Here is a 15,860-nt window from a genome sequence, read left to right on the forward strand (position 1 = left end):
AATGAGTAACATCATCAAAGCTCTTGAAGAAGAGCAAATGAAACAAGACCTACCAAAATTTGCACCAGGTGACACTGTTGCTGTGCAAGTTAAGGTAAAAGAAGGTGACCGTGAGCGTCTACAGGCTTTTGAAGGCGTTGTAATCGCTGTACGTAACCGTGGCCTACACTCTGCATTTACCGTTCGTAAGATCTCTAACGGTGAAGGTGTTGAGCGTACGTTCCAAACTCACTCTCCAATGGTTGATAGCATTGAAGTTAAACGCCGTGGTGCAGTACGTCGTGCCAAGCTGTACTACCTACGTGAGCGTTCTGGTAAGTCTGCTCGTATTAAAGAGAAGCTTGCTAAGAAGTAATGCTATTACTAGCGTTCTCATAAAAACAAACGGAGCCAATCGGCTCCGTTTGTTTTATCTGAATCTTACATCCTGAAGTCACTGCATAGAGCTAGTATTGCTCTTCCGACCAACCATCGGCATCGGACATATCAGGTGCTCCGGGAATTGAGTTTTCCTCGTCAGCCCATTCACCAAAATCGATCAGCTGACACTTTTTACTGCAAAAAGGGCGAAAAGCACTGCTACTATCCCAAATCACTTCAGTTGAGCATTGTGGGCATTTTACGATGGTCAATTTACTATTCATGGCGGTATCGGTTCAAAAAGGTGATAGGAGAGTATACCAGAGGTGTGTACTAAATCGAACTGTGCATAAACTCAACTACACACCGCCAACTCGAAGTGTATATCTTGGCTGCAAGCTTGTCCTGAACGAAATTCGATGAATTTTATGGCGAAGCGGTTTTTATGTCCGGAAATCATGGGGTAAACGCCATAATTTAGCGGTATATTGAGACGCAAGATATTCGCCTCTTCTGCGTCACTTTGATAAAACCCCGAGGCCGCGATTTGCTGCTCAAATCGACCCGTTTCGCGAGCTAATTTTAACCACAGCTTAAGGGCATTAGACAGAGGAAGTAACGTATTGAGCCAATTGGACGTATCATGGCTTTTTTTGTCATGAGGCAAGTGCAGCCAATGATGTAATGCGGGTAAATCAAAACAGCACGCGCCGCCGGGAAGGTTGAATCTCTGCCGTATCGTACTGAGAAACCGATCTTCTTTTAAAGATTGGCCAAATCGTTCCGCTGACATCAATTCACTATGTACATCTGCTACTTCGCTCAAAATATTACGTAGCATATCTTGATCTACGCCATCAACATCAAGCCAGCTTTTATAGGTGAGCCTTTGTTTTTCTATATCTTTAGCGAGCTCAGACTTGAGTTGTATTTGCTCAAATATTTCCAGTAAATCAAACAGAGAGCGAAAGAATAACAAATGCTGCAGTTCATCTTGAAACTGTGACGAGATATCTAATTGATTGAGAAGAGCCTCTACTCGTAAATAAATACGAGTCTTTTCGTTTAATGGATGTTCGAAATAATGCGTACTCATCTAGTCAACCTTTCGTTCCTTCAAGCTTATTCTCACCGATTTTCCTCGCAAATTGCCAGATACTTTTGATGTAGTTCTGTGATTTGAGGCAAAAGTTTTTCGATTTTTGTACTGTTTACCACCACATCATGGGCATTTTTCAGCCGGTTACTTCTACTTACCTGTGCTGCTAAAATGGTTTCTGCCTGCGTGCGTGATACATTATCTCTATTCATTGTCCTTTCTATTTGAGTTTCCTTATCAGTATCAACGACTAAGATTCGATCAACCATGGACTGCAAATTATTTTCTATTAATAAAGGTGCGACAAGCAAAGCGTACGGAGATTTTGCTTGATCCAATTTCGTATGCATCCTTTGATGAATCATAGGATGTAACAGATTGTTTAGCCATTCTTTATCGTCTGAATGAGAGAAAACTCTTTCTCGTAGTGCTGGACGATTGAGTGTGCCATCCTCTTGTAAAATCTGTGGACCAAACTTTTTGGCAATAGCGTTAAGGCCTTCAGTCTCTGGCTCGACAACTTCACGCGCAATGAGGTCAGCGTCGACAATATCTATATTAAAATGTGCTTTAAATAGGTCTGCAACGGTGGTTTTCCCACTAGCGATACCGCCTGTCAGCCCGACTACATATGTCATAATCTTTTCCTAGTGATGCTGTTAACCAAATACGGCACCAAAATACCAATGAATAATTTGCTCTCCCCATACGATGCTAATCCAACCCGCAATCGACAAGTAGGGGCCAAAAGGGAAGGCGTGATCATGACCTTTACTTTGTAACCTTAATTGAATCAGGCCAAATATCAGTCCGACGACAGAAGAAAGAAGAATGACGATAGGAAGGTATTGCCATCCAAGCCATGCACCTAACGCGGCGAGTAGCTTAAAGTCTCCATATCCCATGCCTTCTTTGCCAGTAATAAGCTTGAAAGCCCAATAGAGAAACCACAAGAATAAATAGCCGGAGATCGCACCTAGTACAGAGTCATATAGAGAGACGGGGCTAATATGCCATAACGCCAACATAATTCCTAACCACATCAGTGGTAGAGTAATCTGATCGGGCAGTAATAGGGTATCAAAATCGATAAACGTCGCCGCGATGAGTGCAAAGGTGAGAACGATTACAGCGATAGCGTACCAACTGGCACCAAACCGAACCGCGACAACATAACTCATCACCGCCGACAACAGTTCGACGATAGGATATCGAGCACTGATTGATTGCTGGCAATGGTGACATTTTCCTTTCAGCATTAGCCAGCTAATTATCGGAATATTATCGATAATACGCAGTTTCGTCCCACACTTAGGGCAATTTGAACGAGGTGAACTTAATGAAATTGGGTTAGCAGTAGGCGTTATTTTATATTCTGGAAACGACTCGGCACATTCATCTCTCCATTCTTGTTCCATCATTTTGGGCAAGCGCGCAATGACGACATTTAAAAAGCTACCAATAATCAGGCCAAAAATAGTGGCAAGAATGGTGAACATCCAAGGGTAATAATATATGGCTTCCATACAAAGAACTCTATTGTCCTAATTTCAGAGTATAGTGGAGGCACTATACTAGCCCAGTAAACGGGTTAAGTTAAAGATAGGTAAATACATTGCGATAACTAGCACACCAACAATGATACCTAACACAAGTATAAGTATTGGTTCAACGAGTTTGCTAAAACTCTGTATGGAATGATTGGCCTCGCTATCGTAAATGTCTGCCAACTTATCCAACATGTTATCGAGTTGACCCGTTTGTTCGCCAATCATCACCATTTGCAACATCAGTTCGGGGAAAATGGCTTCTTCTCTAAGCGCTAAATGGATGGCTTGACCTTGGAGAATCTTCTCATGGCACCTATCTAACGATTGCTGAATGAACGGGTTTCCACAGACCTGCGCGGCTAAGGACAAGTTAGTCAGAACGGGAATACCACTTCGGTAGTTGGTTGCCAATGTTCGACAGGCACGAGCAAGGGCAAGTTTTAAAACGATGTGGCCAATGGCTGGCGTGCTTAGTAGCCCTTGGTGTATTTTTTGTTTAGCAAAATCTGAGCGCTTGATAGTAAAGATAAGAAAGCCAATCAAACTTCCTATTATGAATATAACTAGCCAACCCCTTGATTGGACAAGATCTGACAGCTTGATGACTTCTCTTGTCAACCAAGGAAGGGAGGCATTCATACCGCGAAATAATGAATCAAATTCAGGGATAACCAAAGTGAGCATGATGTAGCTGACGGCAATGATGGTCGTTAGCATCAGGCAAGGATACTGAAGTGCTTGCCACAATTTGCCTTGCAGTTTGGCTATGTTTTCTCGATGGCTGGCGAGGTTAAGTAATGCCTGTTCCAAATGCCCAGACAGCTCGCCTGATTGAATTGTCGCGATATAGAGTGGATTGAAATACTCTGGGTAGTGTTTCATGGTATTAGTGAGAGAGTCCCCAGACTCAAGATGCGCGACTAACAGGAACATCAAGGATCTTAGCTCGGCTTTATTTGATTGACTGGATATCAATTTTAAGCTGGTGACGATGGGGAGTCCTGCCAAGAGTAAAGTGGCCAGTTGACGAGTAAAATGAGTGATATCTTTCACTAGGATGCTGTGTTTCTTCTTGTCTACTATCGTCAAACCACCAGTATGCATATCTTTCATGCGAAGCTGGTTGTCTCGGACAATGGCTCGAACTTCATCAGCGGATAGAGATAATGTCACGCCAGATATAGTCTGACCCTGACTATCCAGCGCTTGCCAGTAGTATCGTCTTAACATATCCCCAGTTTGCGCTGCACCTCCTGATAGCTGGTTAGGCCACTTAGAACGGTTTTCATCGCAGCATCTTTTAGTGTGGGTATGTCTTGGCTTTGCATATATTGTTCAACTTGAGCCGCGGTGGGCGAATCTGACAGGAGAGCAGAAAAGTGTTCGTCTATTTCCACCAACTCGAATAAGGCGATGCGCCCTGAATATCCATTCTGACAATGTTTACAGCCGGAGGGGCTAGCCTGATAAAGCTGCAACTGAGAGCTTATTTCAAAGTGCTGTTTAATATTGTTAGTGTTGTCTTGCGGTATTTTACAGTGCTGGCAGAGTCTTCTTACCAGCCTTTGCGCGATGACGAGAGAGATCGAGGAAACCAGGTTATAAGGATCGACTCCCATGTTAACAAGTCGCATCAAGGTTTGAGCGGCGGAATTTGTGTGTAAGGTAGACATGACCAAGTGGCCAGTCTGGGCAGCCTTTATTGTTATTTGAGCGGTTTCCAGATCTCTAATCTCACCCAACATAATAATATCAGGATCTTGGCGGAGAAACGCTCTGAGTGCTTCACTGAAACCCAATTCAATTTTGCGCTTAATTTGTACTTGGTTTATACCAGGTAAGATTATTTCAATGGGATCTTCCGCGGTTGAGATATTCACTTCTGAGGTATTGAGGTGTTGTAGTGCGGCATAGAGAGAAACGGTCTTGCCACTGCCTGTTGGACCGGTAATTAAAATCAAACCTTGCGGTTTTTGTAGGGCTTTTATAAATATCGACTGTTGATGTTGGTGCATGCCTAGCTGATCAATACGCAGAGTATCATGGCTACCTTTTAGTATCCGAAGAACCAGCTTCTCTCCCCATTGAGTCGGCAGGGTAGAGATACGAAGATCAATGGTTTGATCATTTTGATACGGGAAATGGAAGCGACCATCTTGCGGTTTTCTTTGCTCAGAGATATCCAAATCTGCCAATACTTTGATATGGGCGATGAGCTTTTTGTATACATGCAGTTGGGGCCTTTGGTACTCCCTTAGTATGCCGTCGATGCGATAGCGAATTCGGGCAAACTTTTCATATGGCTCGAAATGAATATCTGAGGCATTGTTTTCGATGCAAGCGAGCAGCAAAGATTGAAACAAAGTATTGGCAGAGGTGCTTTCTGCCTCACGTACAAAGAAACGCTCAGCTTGAGGTGAGTCTTTATGACTCGGCCTGCTGGCGTTGGATTGGGAATATATAAATGGAAGCTCCTTCACTGGGACACCTGCACTTTTTTCATTAGAGACAACTCGAGATTAGGTTGGCCGCTTCGCCAGTTGCGCTGCAGCTCCAGCCAGTGGTATCACTTCTGGTCAAGGTGATGGCGCTGTTATTATACTTGGCTAGTGTGAGTATAAGCTTAGATGAGCCAACCGAAATGGTGCCCAGTGAAGTCGCATTCGCCGTGATCCCTAAATCTGATAAAGCGGTGGATTCAGAAAGCTTCCCTGTTTCTAAAACATAAACCTCGGCAGGTGCAATTAAAGATCGCATGGTGGCAACCGCAGCAGCCACTTCGCTTTTTTTGATGTAGTCCTTGTAAGCTGGGATCGCCATGGAAGACAGAGCGCCGATGATGGCGACCACTATCATGAGTTCGATTAAGGTAAACCCTTGGCAAGGTGTTGGGATTGTTCTGAGCATTATCCACTTACTTAATTTAATTGTCTGATATACCAGATAAAAAATAGGCAACACGCGACAGTAGGTATAGCGCTTTTAATCGGAGTTGAGAGTGAGTTAGCGGCGGCTAAGACTAGGCGTTAAATAAACGACATTGAGAAATATGAGCTGGGTTAACCTTGTGTCGTCAGTGGATTAACATTGTGTAGTGAGGAAAATCTCCACGGGCCGTAGTCAGAATGCGCGTGGAGATACTTTTTAGTTGACCAAAAGTAGCTTTCGACGGATTACTTTAGGCGCATGGATAAATCCATCGCACGGACATGCTTGGTTAACGCGCCAACTGAAATATAATCAATCCCTGTTAGGGCATAATCACGAATGGTATCTAGGGTGATATTGCCAGAGTTTTCTAGCGCAGCTCTTCCGGCATTAATGTTTACCGCTTCTGCCATCATCTCAAGTGTGAAGTTATCGAGCATCACGATATCAGCACCAGAGTCAATCGCCAGTCTTAGCTCATCTAACGTTTCTGTTTCGACTTCAATCGGTTTACCAGGGTTGAGCTCTTTCGCCGTTTGGATTGCTTTGGCGACACCCCCACAAGCAATGATGTGGTTTTCCTTTATCAAATAGGCATCAAATACGCCGATCCTGTGATTGAAACCACCACCACACGCTACCGCGTATTTGAGTGCGCTGCGTAGGCCCGGAATGGTCTTGCGGGTATCGAGCAATTGGCAGTTTGTACCTTGTAGCTTTTCAACGTATGTCGCCGTTAACGTCGCGCAGCCCGATAAGGTTTGAATGAAGTTCATGGCGTTACGCTCGCCAGTCAGCAAGGCTCGTGATGGCCCTGTTAACGTACACAGGGTTTGATTTGGTGTGACTTTATCACCGTCTTCGACGTGCCATTCAATTGCAACTTCGCCTCCCAGCTGCTTGAATACTTCGTCAGCCCATGCTTTACCGCAAAATACACCCTGTTCACGAGTGATGATGGTGGCGGTATTTGTACTATCTGCAGGAATAAGACTTGCGGTGATATCAGCACTCGGGTCAAGCGTTCCCCCTAAATCTTCTTTGAGTGAGTCCGAGACAGATCGAGTGACTTCCAAAGGCAATATTTGCTTGAGATAGGCAAGGCGTTCAGTGCTATTGTGTGGGTTTTTCATCGCAAGTACGGTAGTTAGTGGATTAAGAGGGGAGAATAATACGTGAATGAATCCCGAGTGTAAATTTCGCTTTTTCGTTTGAAGGGAGTAATATCAAGGAGTAGCCAAAAAACGAGCATCCGACTAACTATGATCAATCAGACAGGGTGGTTGACCGACGTCAAAGTAGTGCCATCGCCACATTTTGATAGCCGTCAATCTGACAAGGACATTTCACTGCTGGTCATTCACAACATTAACCTTCCGCCAGGGCAGTTCGGTGGCGACGATATTGAGCAGTTTTTTAAAGGGGAGCTCGATAGCACGGCACACCCATATTTTGCTTTTATTCACGAAATGAAAGTATCCGCGCATTGCTTGATAAAGCGCGATGGAGAGGTGATTCAGTTTGTGTCGTTTCAAGATAGAGCTTGGCATGCAGGAGTATCGAGTTTTGCAGGCCGCGCCCAGTGCAACGATTATTCGATTGGTATTGAGCTAGAAGGAAGCGATTTTGTGCCTTATACACAAGCGCAATACCAATCCCTTGCCAAAGTCACCCGGGAGATTATGCAGACCTTTCCTGCTATTACCTTGTCTCGTATCACTGGACATCAATATATTGCCCCAGGTCGTAAGTCAGACCCGGGGTTGGTGTTTGATTGGCAAAAATATCGTGGGTTACTAACGCAAAGCGAAAGTGTTTACAACGTTGGGTAAAGCGCTAAAGCAGCTCGTTATACTCATTAAGTACTTGTGCCGACCAAGTTTCGATGCGCTCTTCGCTGAGTTCGTATTGGGAGTCTTCGTCCAGAGCTAAACCAACAAAATGGCTTTTATCTTCGGTGAGCGCTTTCGATTCGTCAAATTGATAGCCTTGGTTTGGCCAATAACCGATAGGGGTCGCGCCAACTTTGACCAGCTCATCATGCAAAAGCCCCATCGCATCTAAATACCATTCACCATAGCCTTCTTGATCGCCAAGACCAAATAGGGCAACCGGTTTACCTGTTAAATCAACGTCGCTAATGGTTTGCCAAATTTCGTCCCAATCTTCTTGGATTTCACCAAAATCCCATGTTGAAATCCCAACTAACAGCAAGTCATAGTCGTTCATTAACGTTAGAGGCGTTTCTTTTACGTTGTGCAAATCCACCAAATCTTCGCCAATGAACGCGCGAATTTTTTCTGCGGTCATTTCTGTATAACAAGTGGTTGAGCCATAAAATAAGCCAATTTTCATAGTGATTTTCGCGTAGTGGTTAGGTTTTGTGGGCCCATTCTAACGACAAACCTATTTTTATGTCAGCACTAATCGGTTAGGAATAGCAATTTTTATAGCATACTGTGTCTAGGTGCATTAACCTGAGAACTCGTTTATCAGGGTGTTATCCAAGCAAATCGAGCGTACATTTATCGTGCTTTCTTTCCTTAATTTGTCTGGCTAATGCATTAATTACAGAGGGTTACCATGTCGATGACGATGTCTTCAGATCAAGGTATAGTGGAACAGTTCTTAGACTCTATGTGGTTAGAGCGCGGGCTGTCAGAAAATACCGTCGCTTCTTATCGTACTGATCTTGCCAAGCTCCTAAACTGGATGGAACAAAACAATTACAAACTGGATTTTATTAGCTTATCGGGGCTACAAGACTACCAAGCTTGGCTGGCAGATAAGGAATATAAACAAACCTCCAGAGCGAGAATGCTTTCGGCTATTCGACGCTTATTCCAGTATTTGCACCGAGAGAAAATCCGCGCAGACGACCCGACGGCTCTGCTGATCAGTCCCAAGCTTCCCCAGCGTTTACCCAAAGATCTTACCGAAGAGCAAGTTGAGGCGTTGCTTGACGCTCCCAATCCTAATGACTCGATGGAGCTACGTGATAAAGCCATGCTTGAGCTGCTCTACGCTACAGGGCTACGTGTCACCGAGCTGGTGAGTCTTACCATGGAAAACATGAGTTTGCGACAAGGCGTGGTTCGTATTACTGGTAAAGGGGGCAAAGAGCGCCTCGTACCTATGGGAGAGAATGCAGTAGATTGGATCGAAAAGTTCATCAAGCAAGGCCGTGGTGAGCTTTTAGGACAAAATACCTCAGATGTGGTTTTTCCGAGTAAAAGAGCACGGCAGATGACGCGACAAACGTTTTGGCATCGCATCAAACATTATGCGGTGATTGCGGGCATTGATTCTGAACGTTTGTCGCCACATGTGCTGAGGCACGCATTTGCCACACATCTATTGAACTATGGAGCAGATCTCAGAGTCGTACAAATGCTCCTAGGGCATAGTGACTTATCGACCACTCAAATTTATACTCACGTTGCCACCGAGAGGTTGAAGCAGATCCACAACGAGCATCACCCACGCGCTTAACACGCGACACTATTTGATAGGGAAGTTTAATGAAAGTATTACGAATTGCCATTCTGTGTGTTCTACCATTTTTGGTCGCCGTCAGCCATGCATCTGAGTCCAAGCCTTACCAAGCTAAGCTGATTGAACAACACGTGCATAGTTTGGGTGTCAAAGTGTTGAGTATTGAACCGACTGGCATGAATGGCTTATTTCAGGTCAATACCACGGGAGGTGTGATATATTCTTCAGCCGATGGTAAGCATGTTATTGCCGGTACATTGTATAGCATGGGAAAAAGTGGCAAATATGAAGATGTACTGGCAAAGAAGCAAGCGCCATTGAACGCTGAAAAGATCGCTAAATTTAAAGACAAGGCAATTGTATTTAAAGCGAAAGATGAAAAATACGTGGTAACCGTCTTTACCGATATCACATGCGGTTATTGCGTTCGTCTACATAAGCAAATTCAAGAGTACAATGACCTAGGTATTACCATTGATTATTTAGCGTTCCCACGTCAAGGCCCGCAAAGCCCTGTCGCGGATCAAATGGCTGCCATTTGGTGTGCAAAAGATCCGAAAGAAGCCATGCACGATGCTAAGACAGAACGCCGTTTACCTGAAAAGGGTGACAATTTTGCCCAGTGTCAGGCCAGCGTTGCAGAGCAATACGCACTCGGTGTGCAGCTTGGCGTAAAAGGAACCCCAGCGATATTTCTGCCTAATGGAGAAATGATAGGGGGTTACCTACCACCTAAAGAGCTGCTGAAACGGTTACAAAATCAATAAACGAAACACATAAAGGAAGTAGATGGCGATGCTTTCAGCCATCTACTTAATATAAACAATGATCGAAATTCAACGCAGGCCCGAACCGGATCTATCTCAATTAGCCGGTGATTTCCCCCCCTTACTTAAACGGATATACATTAATCGCGGCATTACTTCTTCTCGCCAATTGGAAACGGCAGCTAAATCCTTGCACTCTTATAAAGCGCTGCATGGTATAGATGCGGCGGTCGATATTCTCTTTGATGCGATCCAATCGAATCAGCGCATCATTGTGGTTGGGGACTTTGACGCAGATGGCGCGACTAGCTCTGCCGTATCAGTGTTAGCATTGAGAATGTTAGGCAGCCATAATGTGGACTATTTGGTACCAAATCGTTTCGAAGACGGTTATGGGCTTAGCCCTGAAGTGGTTGAGCAGGCGATAGCCATGCAGGCCGAACTTATCATGACGGTGGATAATGGTGTTTCATCGATTGAAGGCGTTCGTTATGCCAAGCAGCAAGGGCTTTCGGTGATCGTTACCGATCATCACTTGCCAGGAGAAACGCTGCCAAATGCCGATGCTATGGTGAATCCTAATCTGCACGAATGCGATTTTCCTTCCAAGGCGCTTGCCGGAGTTGGCGTGGTATTTTACTTGATGATGGCGCTATGCGTGTCGATGAGAAAGCGTGGTTGGTTTGAACATCAAGGCATGCCAGAGCCCAAGTTGATGGAGCTCATTGATCTCGTCGCACTAGGCACTGTTGCCGATGTTGTTCCGTTGGATGAAAACAATCGAATTCTGGTACACCAAGGTTTGCAAAGAATTCGTGCTGGCAAAGCTCGGCCTGGGATTCAAGCACTGATAGAGGTGGCGAAACGAGACGCCAAGCGACTTGTCGCGTCTGATTTTGGTTTTTCGCTAGGACCACGAATAAATGCGGCTGGCAGGCTTGATGATATGTCCTTTGGTGTTGAACTGCTAATGTGCAATAACATCCATGCTGCAAGGCGTATGGCATGTGAATTGGATGGACTGAATCAAACTCGCAAGGAAATTGAAGACGGCATGAAACAAGAAGCAATGGCTTTTTGCGAGAGGCTTCAATTTGGCGAAGATGCGCAATTGCCATGTGGTTTGGTCTTGTTTCAAAGAGATTGGCACCAAGGTGTCATAGGTATCCTCGCGTCACGCATTAAAGATAAATTTCACCGTCCAGTGATTGCCTTTGCTGATGGTGGTGATGGCGTATTGAAAGGCTCTTGCCGATCGATTGTTGGGCTGCATATGCGCGATGCTTTAGATAAGTTGGATACCCAGCATCCCGGTATGATCCTCAAGTTTGGTGGTCACGCCATGGCTGCTGGTCTATCTATTAAAGAAGAAAACTTTGAGCGCTTTTCCCAGCTATTCGATCAGATCGTCAGTGAAGAAGTCAATAAAGCGCAGCTACGAGGTGTTGTATTGACCGATGGCGAATTAGTACCAGAGGAATACTCGATGCACACCGCTGAGATGCTTCGCTCTGCCGGGCCTTGGGGACAAGCTTTTCCTGAGCCTTTATTTGATGGTGAGTTTAAAATCTTGCACCAAAAACTGGTCGGTGAAAAGCACCTCAAGATGATGCTTGAGCCATTATACAAAGGCCATCCAACCCATATCACATTGGATGGTATAGCATTCAATGTTGATTTACGCCGTTGGCCGGACCATGCGAGCAAAATTGTACGCTTGGTGTATAAACTGGACATTAACGAATTCCGCGGCAATCAGTCCTTGCAGCTTTTGATTGATCATATTGAGGCCAAATAGCAGTAAGGTAAATTAACATTTCGTTAAAAGGATGTGCGCTAAAAATCATTGCGCACATCGCTATTTATCATTGAAATGTCACAAAAAAATCATTTCAGTTTTAAAGGTTAATGCAATAGAATGCTGACCATCAAGTTCACGCCAGCTTAACATTTCCTATCAATTAGTCGATATTCTAATTGGTCTTACCATTTTATTTTCATCATCTATACTTACTACTGACATTATCGTTTAATGAATCTAGTTTCATTGGCTTTGGTCAATAATTGTCTGGAAGTTGTCAATAACTTGTGGTAGTTTCTACTCCAATTAAAATTGGTATTACCAATTAACTGTAAGAGTAGAAGAATAATAAATATGGCTTATCAAAGGATTCGTCAGCCGAAACTCTCTGACGTTATAGAACAAGAGATAGAACGCTTGATTGTGGAAGGTACGCTTTCCCCTGGTGAACAACTTCCACCAGAGCGCGAGCTGGCCAAGCAATTTGATGTATCTCGTCCTTCTATCCGAGAGGCCATCCAGCGTCTAGAAGCTAAGCGTTTACTCACTCGCCGACAAGGTGGTGGGACGTTTGTTAATGACAGCATTTGGAAAGGGTTCTCCGATCCTTTGTTGAACTTACTCGCTAGCCATTCTGAAACTCAACTCGATTTATTGGAATCTCGTCATGCGATGGAAGGCATTTCTGCCTACTTCGCTGCATTACGAGGCACCAAAGAGGATTTTGCTCGTATTCAAGCTTGTTTGGATAAGATAGCGGAAGCCGAAAGTACCAAAAATGTTGAGGCTGAAGCCTCTGCGGTTATGCACTTTTTGGTCACGCTTACTGAGGCGGCGCACAATGTGGTATTGCTACACATCGTTCGCAGCCTGCTGCCGCTGCTCGAGCAAAATGTCTTACAGAACTTAAAGCTACTGCATCGCCGCGAAGAAGTGGTTGAGAAAGTCAGCAAACACAGAGCTAATATCGTGGATGCCATCGTTTCAGGTCAGCCGGAAAAGGCGCGTGAAATGTCCCATTCACATTTAGCTTATATAGAAGAAACACTGTTGGATTTGACTCGAGAAGAGTCGCGTAGAGAGCGGTCTTTACGACGAATTCAACGCGGTGATGAGTCGTAACCTCGACCAATTACTTGTATAAAGTAGATCCAACTAACAGAAGGATAGTTCTCCATGTCTGATATGAAGCATGACGTAGACTCACTTGAAACTCAAGAATGGCTTGAAGCGCTTGAGTCGGTAGTGCGCGAAGAAGGTGTTGAACGTGCACAGTACTTACTAGAGCAGGTACTGGATAAAGCACGTTTAGATGGTGTTGATATGCCTACCGGAATTACTACCAACTACATAAACACGATTCCAGCAGATCAAGAGCCCGCTTATCCAGGTGATACCACTCTTGAACGTCGTATTCGTTCTATCATCCGTTGGAACGCAATCATGATTGTTCTACGTGCGTCTAAGAAAGACTTAGAGCTCGGTGGACACATGGCGTCTTTCCAGTCTTCCGCTGCTTTCTATGAGACTTGTTTTAACCACTTTTTCCGTGCTCCAAACGAGAAGGATGGTGGTGACTTGGTTTACTATCAAGGTCATATCTCTCCAGGTATCTACTCTCGTGCTTTCGTTGAAGGTCGTTTAACGGAAGAGCAACTTGATAACTTCCGTCAAGAAGTCGATGGCAAAGGTCTTCCTTCTTACCCACACCCGAAATTGATGCCTGAGTTCTGGCAATTCCCAACAGTATCTATGGGATTAGGTCCAATCGCGTCTATTTACCAAGCACGTTTCTTGAAATACCTTGAAGGTCGTGGTCTAAAAGACACTTCTGAGCAACGTGTTTATGCCTTCCTTGGTGACGGTGAGATGGATGAGCCAGAATCACGTGGTGCTATCTCTTTTGCCGCTCGTGAAAAGCTAGACAACCTATGCTACCTCATCAACTGTAACCTACAGCGTCTAGATGGCCCGGTTATGGGTAACGGTAAGATCATTCAAGAACTTGAAGGTCTATTTAAAGGTGCTGGTTGGAACGTAGTGAAAGTTATCTGGGGTAACAACTGGGATTCTCTACTGGCTAAAGATACCACTGGTAAGCTTCTTCAGCTAATGAATGAAACTATCGATGGCGACTACCAAACATTCAAGTCTAAAGACGGCGCATACGTACGTGAGCACTTCTTTGGTAAATACCCAGAGACAGCAGCACTTGTTGCGGACATGACTGACGATGAAATCTTCGCACTTAAGCGTGGTGGTCACGAGTCTTCTAAACTTTATGCGGCATTTAAAAACGCCCAAGAAACCAAAGGCCGTCCAACTGTTATTCTAGCGAAAACAGTAAAAGGCTACGGTATGGGTGATGCGGCTGAAGGTAAGAACATCGCGCACCAAGTTAAGAAAATGGACATGACACACGTTCAGCACCTACGTGATCGTCTAGGCCTACAAGATCTTGTTTCTGACGATGATGTGAAGGCACTGCCTTACTTGAAGCTAGAAGAAGGCTCAAAAGAGTACGAATATCTACACGCACGCCGTAACGCGTTGCATGGTTATACTCCGCAACGTCTACCTAACTTTACAGGCGAGTTTGTGGCTCCTGAACTGGATGAGTTCAAAGCACTTCTTGAAGAGCAAAAGCGTGATATTTCATCAACCATGTCTTTCGTTCGTACGCTAAACGTACTTTTGAAAAACAAAAACATTGGTAAGAACATTGTTCCTATCATTGCTGATGAAGCTCGTACCTTTGGTATGGAAGGTCTATTCCGTCAAGTTGGTATCTACAACCCGCACGGCCAAGAATATACACCAGAAGATCGCGGTGTGGTTTCTTACTATAAAGAAGCGACGTCAGGCCAAGTACTTCAAGAAGGTATTAACGAATTAGGTGCAATGTCCTCTTGGGTGGCGGCTGCAACATCATACAGCACTAACGATCTACCAATGATCCCATTCTATATCTACTACTCAATGTTTGGTTTCCAACGTGTAGGCGATATGGCGTGGATGGCAGGTGACCAACAAGCTCGTGGTTTCCTACTTGGTGCAACAGCTGGCCGTACAACACTTAACGGTGAAGGTCTGCAGCACGAAGATGGTCACTCTCACATCATGGCTGGTACGGTTCCAAACTGTATTTCCTACGATCCAACCTTCGCTTATGAAGTTGCGGTTATCATCCAAGATGGTATTCGTCGTATGTATGGTGAGTCTGAAAACGTCTTCTACTACCTAACATTGATGAACGAAAACTATGCCATGCCGGCGATGCCTGAAGGTGCCGAAGAAGGTATCCGTAAAGGTATCTACAAGCTTGAATCTTACAAAGGTAAGCGTGGTAAAGGTAAAGTTCAGCTAATGAGCTCGGGTACTATCATGAACGAAGTACGTAAAGCGGCACAAATCCTAAGTGATGACTATGGTGTAGCATCTGACGTATTCTCAGTGACTTCATTTAACGAAGTGACTCGTGATGGTCAAGCTGCTGAGCGTTATAACATGCTTCACCCAGAAGCTAAGCCACAAGTGCCATACATCGCACAAGTGATGGGCAGTGAGCCTGCTATCGCAGCAACGGACTACATGAAAAACTATTCAGAGCAAGTTCGTGCATTTATCCCTGCTGAGTCTTATAAAGTGTTGGGTACTGACGGCTTTGGTCGTTCAGATAGCCGTGAAAACCTACGCCGCCACTTCGAAGTGAATGCAGGTTATGTTGTTGTTGCAGCGCTTACAGAATTGGCGAAACGTGGCGATGTTGAGAAATCTGTAGTTGCTGAAGCGATTAAGAAATTCGACATCGATACAGAAAAAACAAACCCACTTTACGCATAAGCGCTTGATTTAGAAAT

The 15,860-nt window shown here is 44.6% G+C and carries 16 protein-coding genes; 7 read left to right on the forward strand and 9 right to left on the reverse strand.

What is annotated here, in order from left to right:
- Position 1 precedes the first annotated feature (1 nt).
- Positions 2-355, forward strand: coding sequence for a 50S ribosomal protein L19 (gene rplS, locus M9194_RS06290; protein ID WP_237360921.1), 354 nt, complete (start codon positions 2-4; stop codon positions 353-355).
- Positions 356-446: 91 nt separating this feature from the next.
- On the opposite strand, the gene yacG is transcribed toward rplS, so the two are convergent.
- The 8 genes from yacG to nadC all read right to left on the reverse strand — a co-directional run bounded on the left by yacG (position 447) and on the right by nadC (position 7,070).
- On the reverse strand, positions 447-644 hold the full coding sequence (yacG, locus tag M9194_RS06295; RefSeq protein ID WP_250611771.1) for a DNA gyrase inhibitor YacG: 198 nt from the start codon (positions 642-644) through the stop codon (positions 447-449).
- 71 nt (positions 645-715) lie between these two features.
- Complete coding sequence (gene zapD, locus M9194_RS06300) at positions 716-1,456, reverse strand: cell division protein ZapD (RefSeq protein ID WP_250611772.1); 741 nt, start codon at positions 1,454-1,456, stop codon at positions 716-718.
- Positions 1,457-1,488: 32 nt separating this feature from the next.
- Positions 1,489-2,097, reverse strand: coding sequence for a dephospho-CoA kinase (gene coaE / locus M9194_RS06305; protein ID WP_250611773.1), 609 nt, complete (start codon positions 2,095-2,097; stop codon positions 1,489-1,491).
- 21 nt (positions 2,098-2,118) lie between these two features.
- On the reverse strand, positions 2,119-2,985 hold the full coding sequence (locus M9194_RS06310) for a prepilin peptidase (RefSeq protein ID WP_250611774.1): 867 nt from the start codon (positions 2,983-2,985) through the stop codon (positions 2,119-2,121).
- A gap of 48 nt (positions 2,986-3,033) precedes the next feature.
- Positions 3,034-4,239 carry a type II secretion system F family protein gene (locus tag M9194_RS06315; protein ID WP_250611775.1) on the reverse strand — a complete coding sequence of 402 codons (1,206 nt, stop codon included), beginning with the start codon at positions 4,237-4,239 and terminating at the stop codon, positions 3,034-3,036.
- Positions 4,233-5,489 (reverse strand): GspE/PulE family protein, encoded by a 1,257-nt coding sequence (locus tag M9194_RS06320; RefSeq protein WP_250611776.1) that lies wholly within the window; start codon positions 5,487-5,489, stop codon positions 4,233-4,235. The genes M9194_RS06315 and M9194_RS06320 overlap by 7 nt, the downstream gene beginning before the upstream one ends.
- A gap of 22 nt (positions 5,490-5,511) precedes the next feature.
- The gene (locus M9194_RS06325) at positions 5,512-5,916 is read right to left on the reverse strand and encodes a pilin (RefSeq protein WP_250611777.1); all 405 of its coding nucleotides are present in this window, start codon (positions 5,914-5,916) and stop codon (positions 5,512-5,514) included.
- 266 nt (positions 5,917-6,182) lie between these two features.
- Positions 6,183-7,070: a carboxylating nicotinate-nucleotide diphosphorylase gene (gene nadC, locus M9194_RS06330; protein WP_250611778.1), complete on the reverse strand. Its 888-nt coding sequence runs from the start codon at positions 7,068-7,070 to the stop codon at positions 6,183-6,185.
- A 129-nt stretch (positions 7,071-7,199) separates the two neighbouring features.
- Between nadC and ampD the strand changes: the two genes are divergently transcribed.
- The gene (gene ampD / locus M9194_RS06335) at positions 7,200-7,769 is read left to right on the forward strand and encodes a 1,6-anhydro-N-acetylmuramyl-L-alanine amidase AmpD (RefSeq protein WP_250611779.1); all 570 of its coding nucleotides are present in this window, start codon (positions 7,200-7,202) and stop codon (positions 7,767-7,769) included.
- Positions 7,770-7,773: 4 nt separating this feature from the next.
- On the opposite strand, the gene fldB is transcribed toward ampD, so the two are convergent.
- Complete coding sequence (gene fldB, locus M9194_RS06340; RefSeq protein ID WP_250611780.1) at positions 7,774-8,292, reverse strand: flavodoxin FldB; 519 nt, start codon at positions 8,290-8,292, stop codon at positions 7,774-7,776.
- Between the two features lie 228 nt (positions 8,293-8,520).
- Here fldB and xerD point away from each other — a divergent pair, with 228 nt between their 5' ends.
- From xerD to aceE, 5 genes are all read left to right on the forward strand, one after another.
- Positions 8,521-9,429, forward strand: coding sequence for a site-specific tyrosine recombinase XerD (gene xerD / locus M9194_RS06345; protein WP_250611781.1), 909 nt, complete (start codon positions 8,521-8,523; stop codon positions 9,427-9,429).
- A 29-nt stretch (positions 9,430-9,458) separates the two neighbouring features.
- Positions 9,459-10,199 carry a bifunctional protein-disulfide isomerase/oxidoreductase DsbC gene (gene dsbC, locus M9194_RS06350; RefSeq protein ID WP_250611782.1) on the forward strand — a complete coding sequence of 247 codons (741 nt, stop codon included), beginning with the start codon at positions 9,459-9,461 and terminating at the stop codon, positions 10,197-10,199.
- 58 nt (positions 10,200-10,257) lie between these two features.
- Positions 10,258-11,997: a single-stranded-DNA-specific exonuclease RecJ gene (gene recJ, locus M9194_RS06355; RefSeq protein WP_250611783.1), complete on the forward strand. Its 1,740-nt coding sequence runs from the start codon at positions 10,258-10,260 to the stop codon at positions 11,995-11,997.
- 357 nt (positions 11,998-12,354) lie between these two features.
- A complete protein-coding gene (pdhR, locus tag M9194_RS06360) occupies positions 12,355-13,122 on the forward strand; it encodes a pyruvate dehydrogenase complex transcriptional repressor PdhR (RefSeq protein ID WP_250611784.1) in 768 nt (255 codons plus the stop codon).
- A 54-nt stretch (positions 13,123-13,176) separates the two neighbouring features.
- Entirely contained in the window at positions 13,177-15,843 is a 2,667-nt protein-coding gene (aceE, locus tag M9194_RS06365) for a pyruvate dehydrogenase (acetyl-transferring), homodimeric type (protein ID WP_250611785.1), read from the forward strand.
- Positions 15,844-15,860: the final 17 nt, after the last annotated feature.

The organism is Vibrio sinus, from assembly GCF_023634645.1.
Lineage (GTDB): Bacteria > Pseudomonadota > Gammaproteobacteria > Enterobacterales > Vibrionaceae > Vibrio > Vibrio sinus.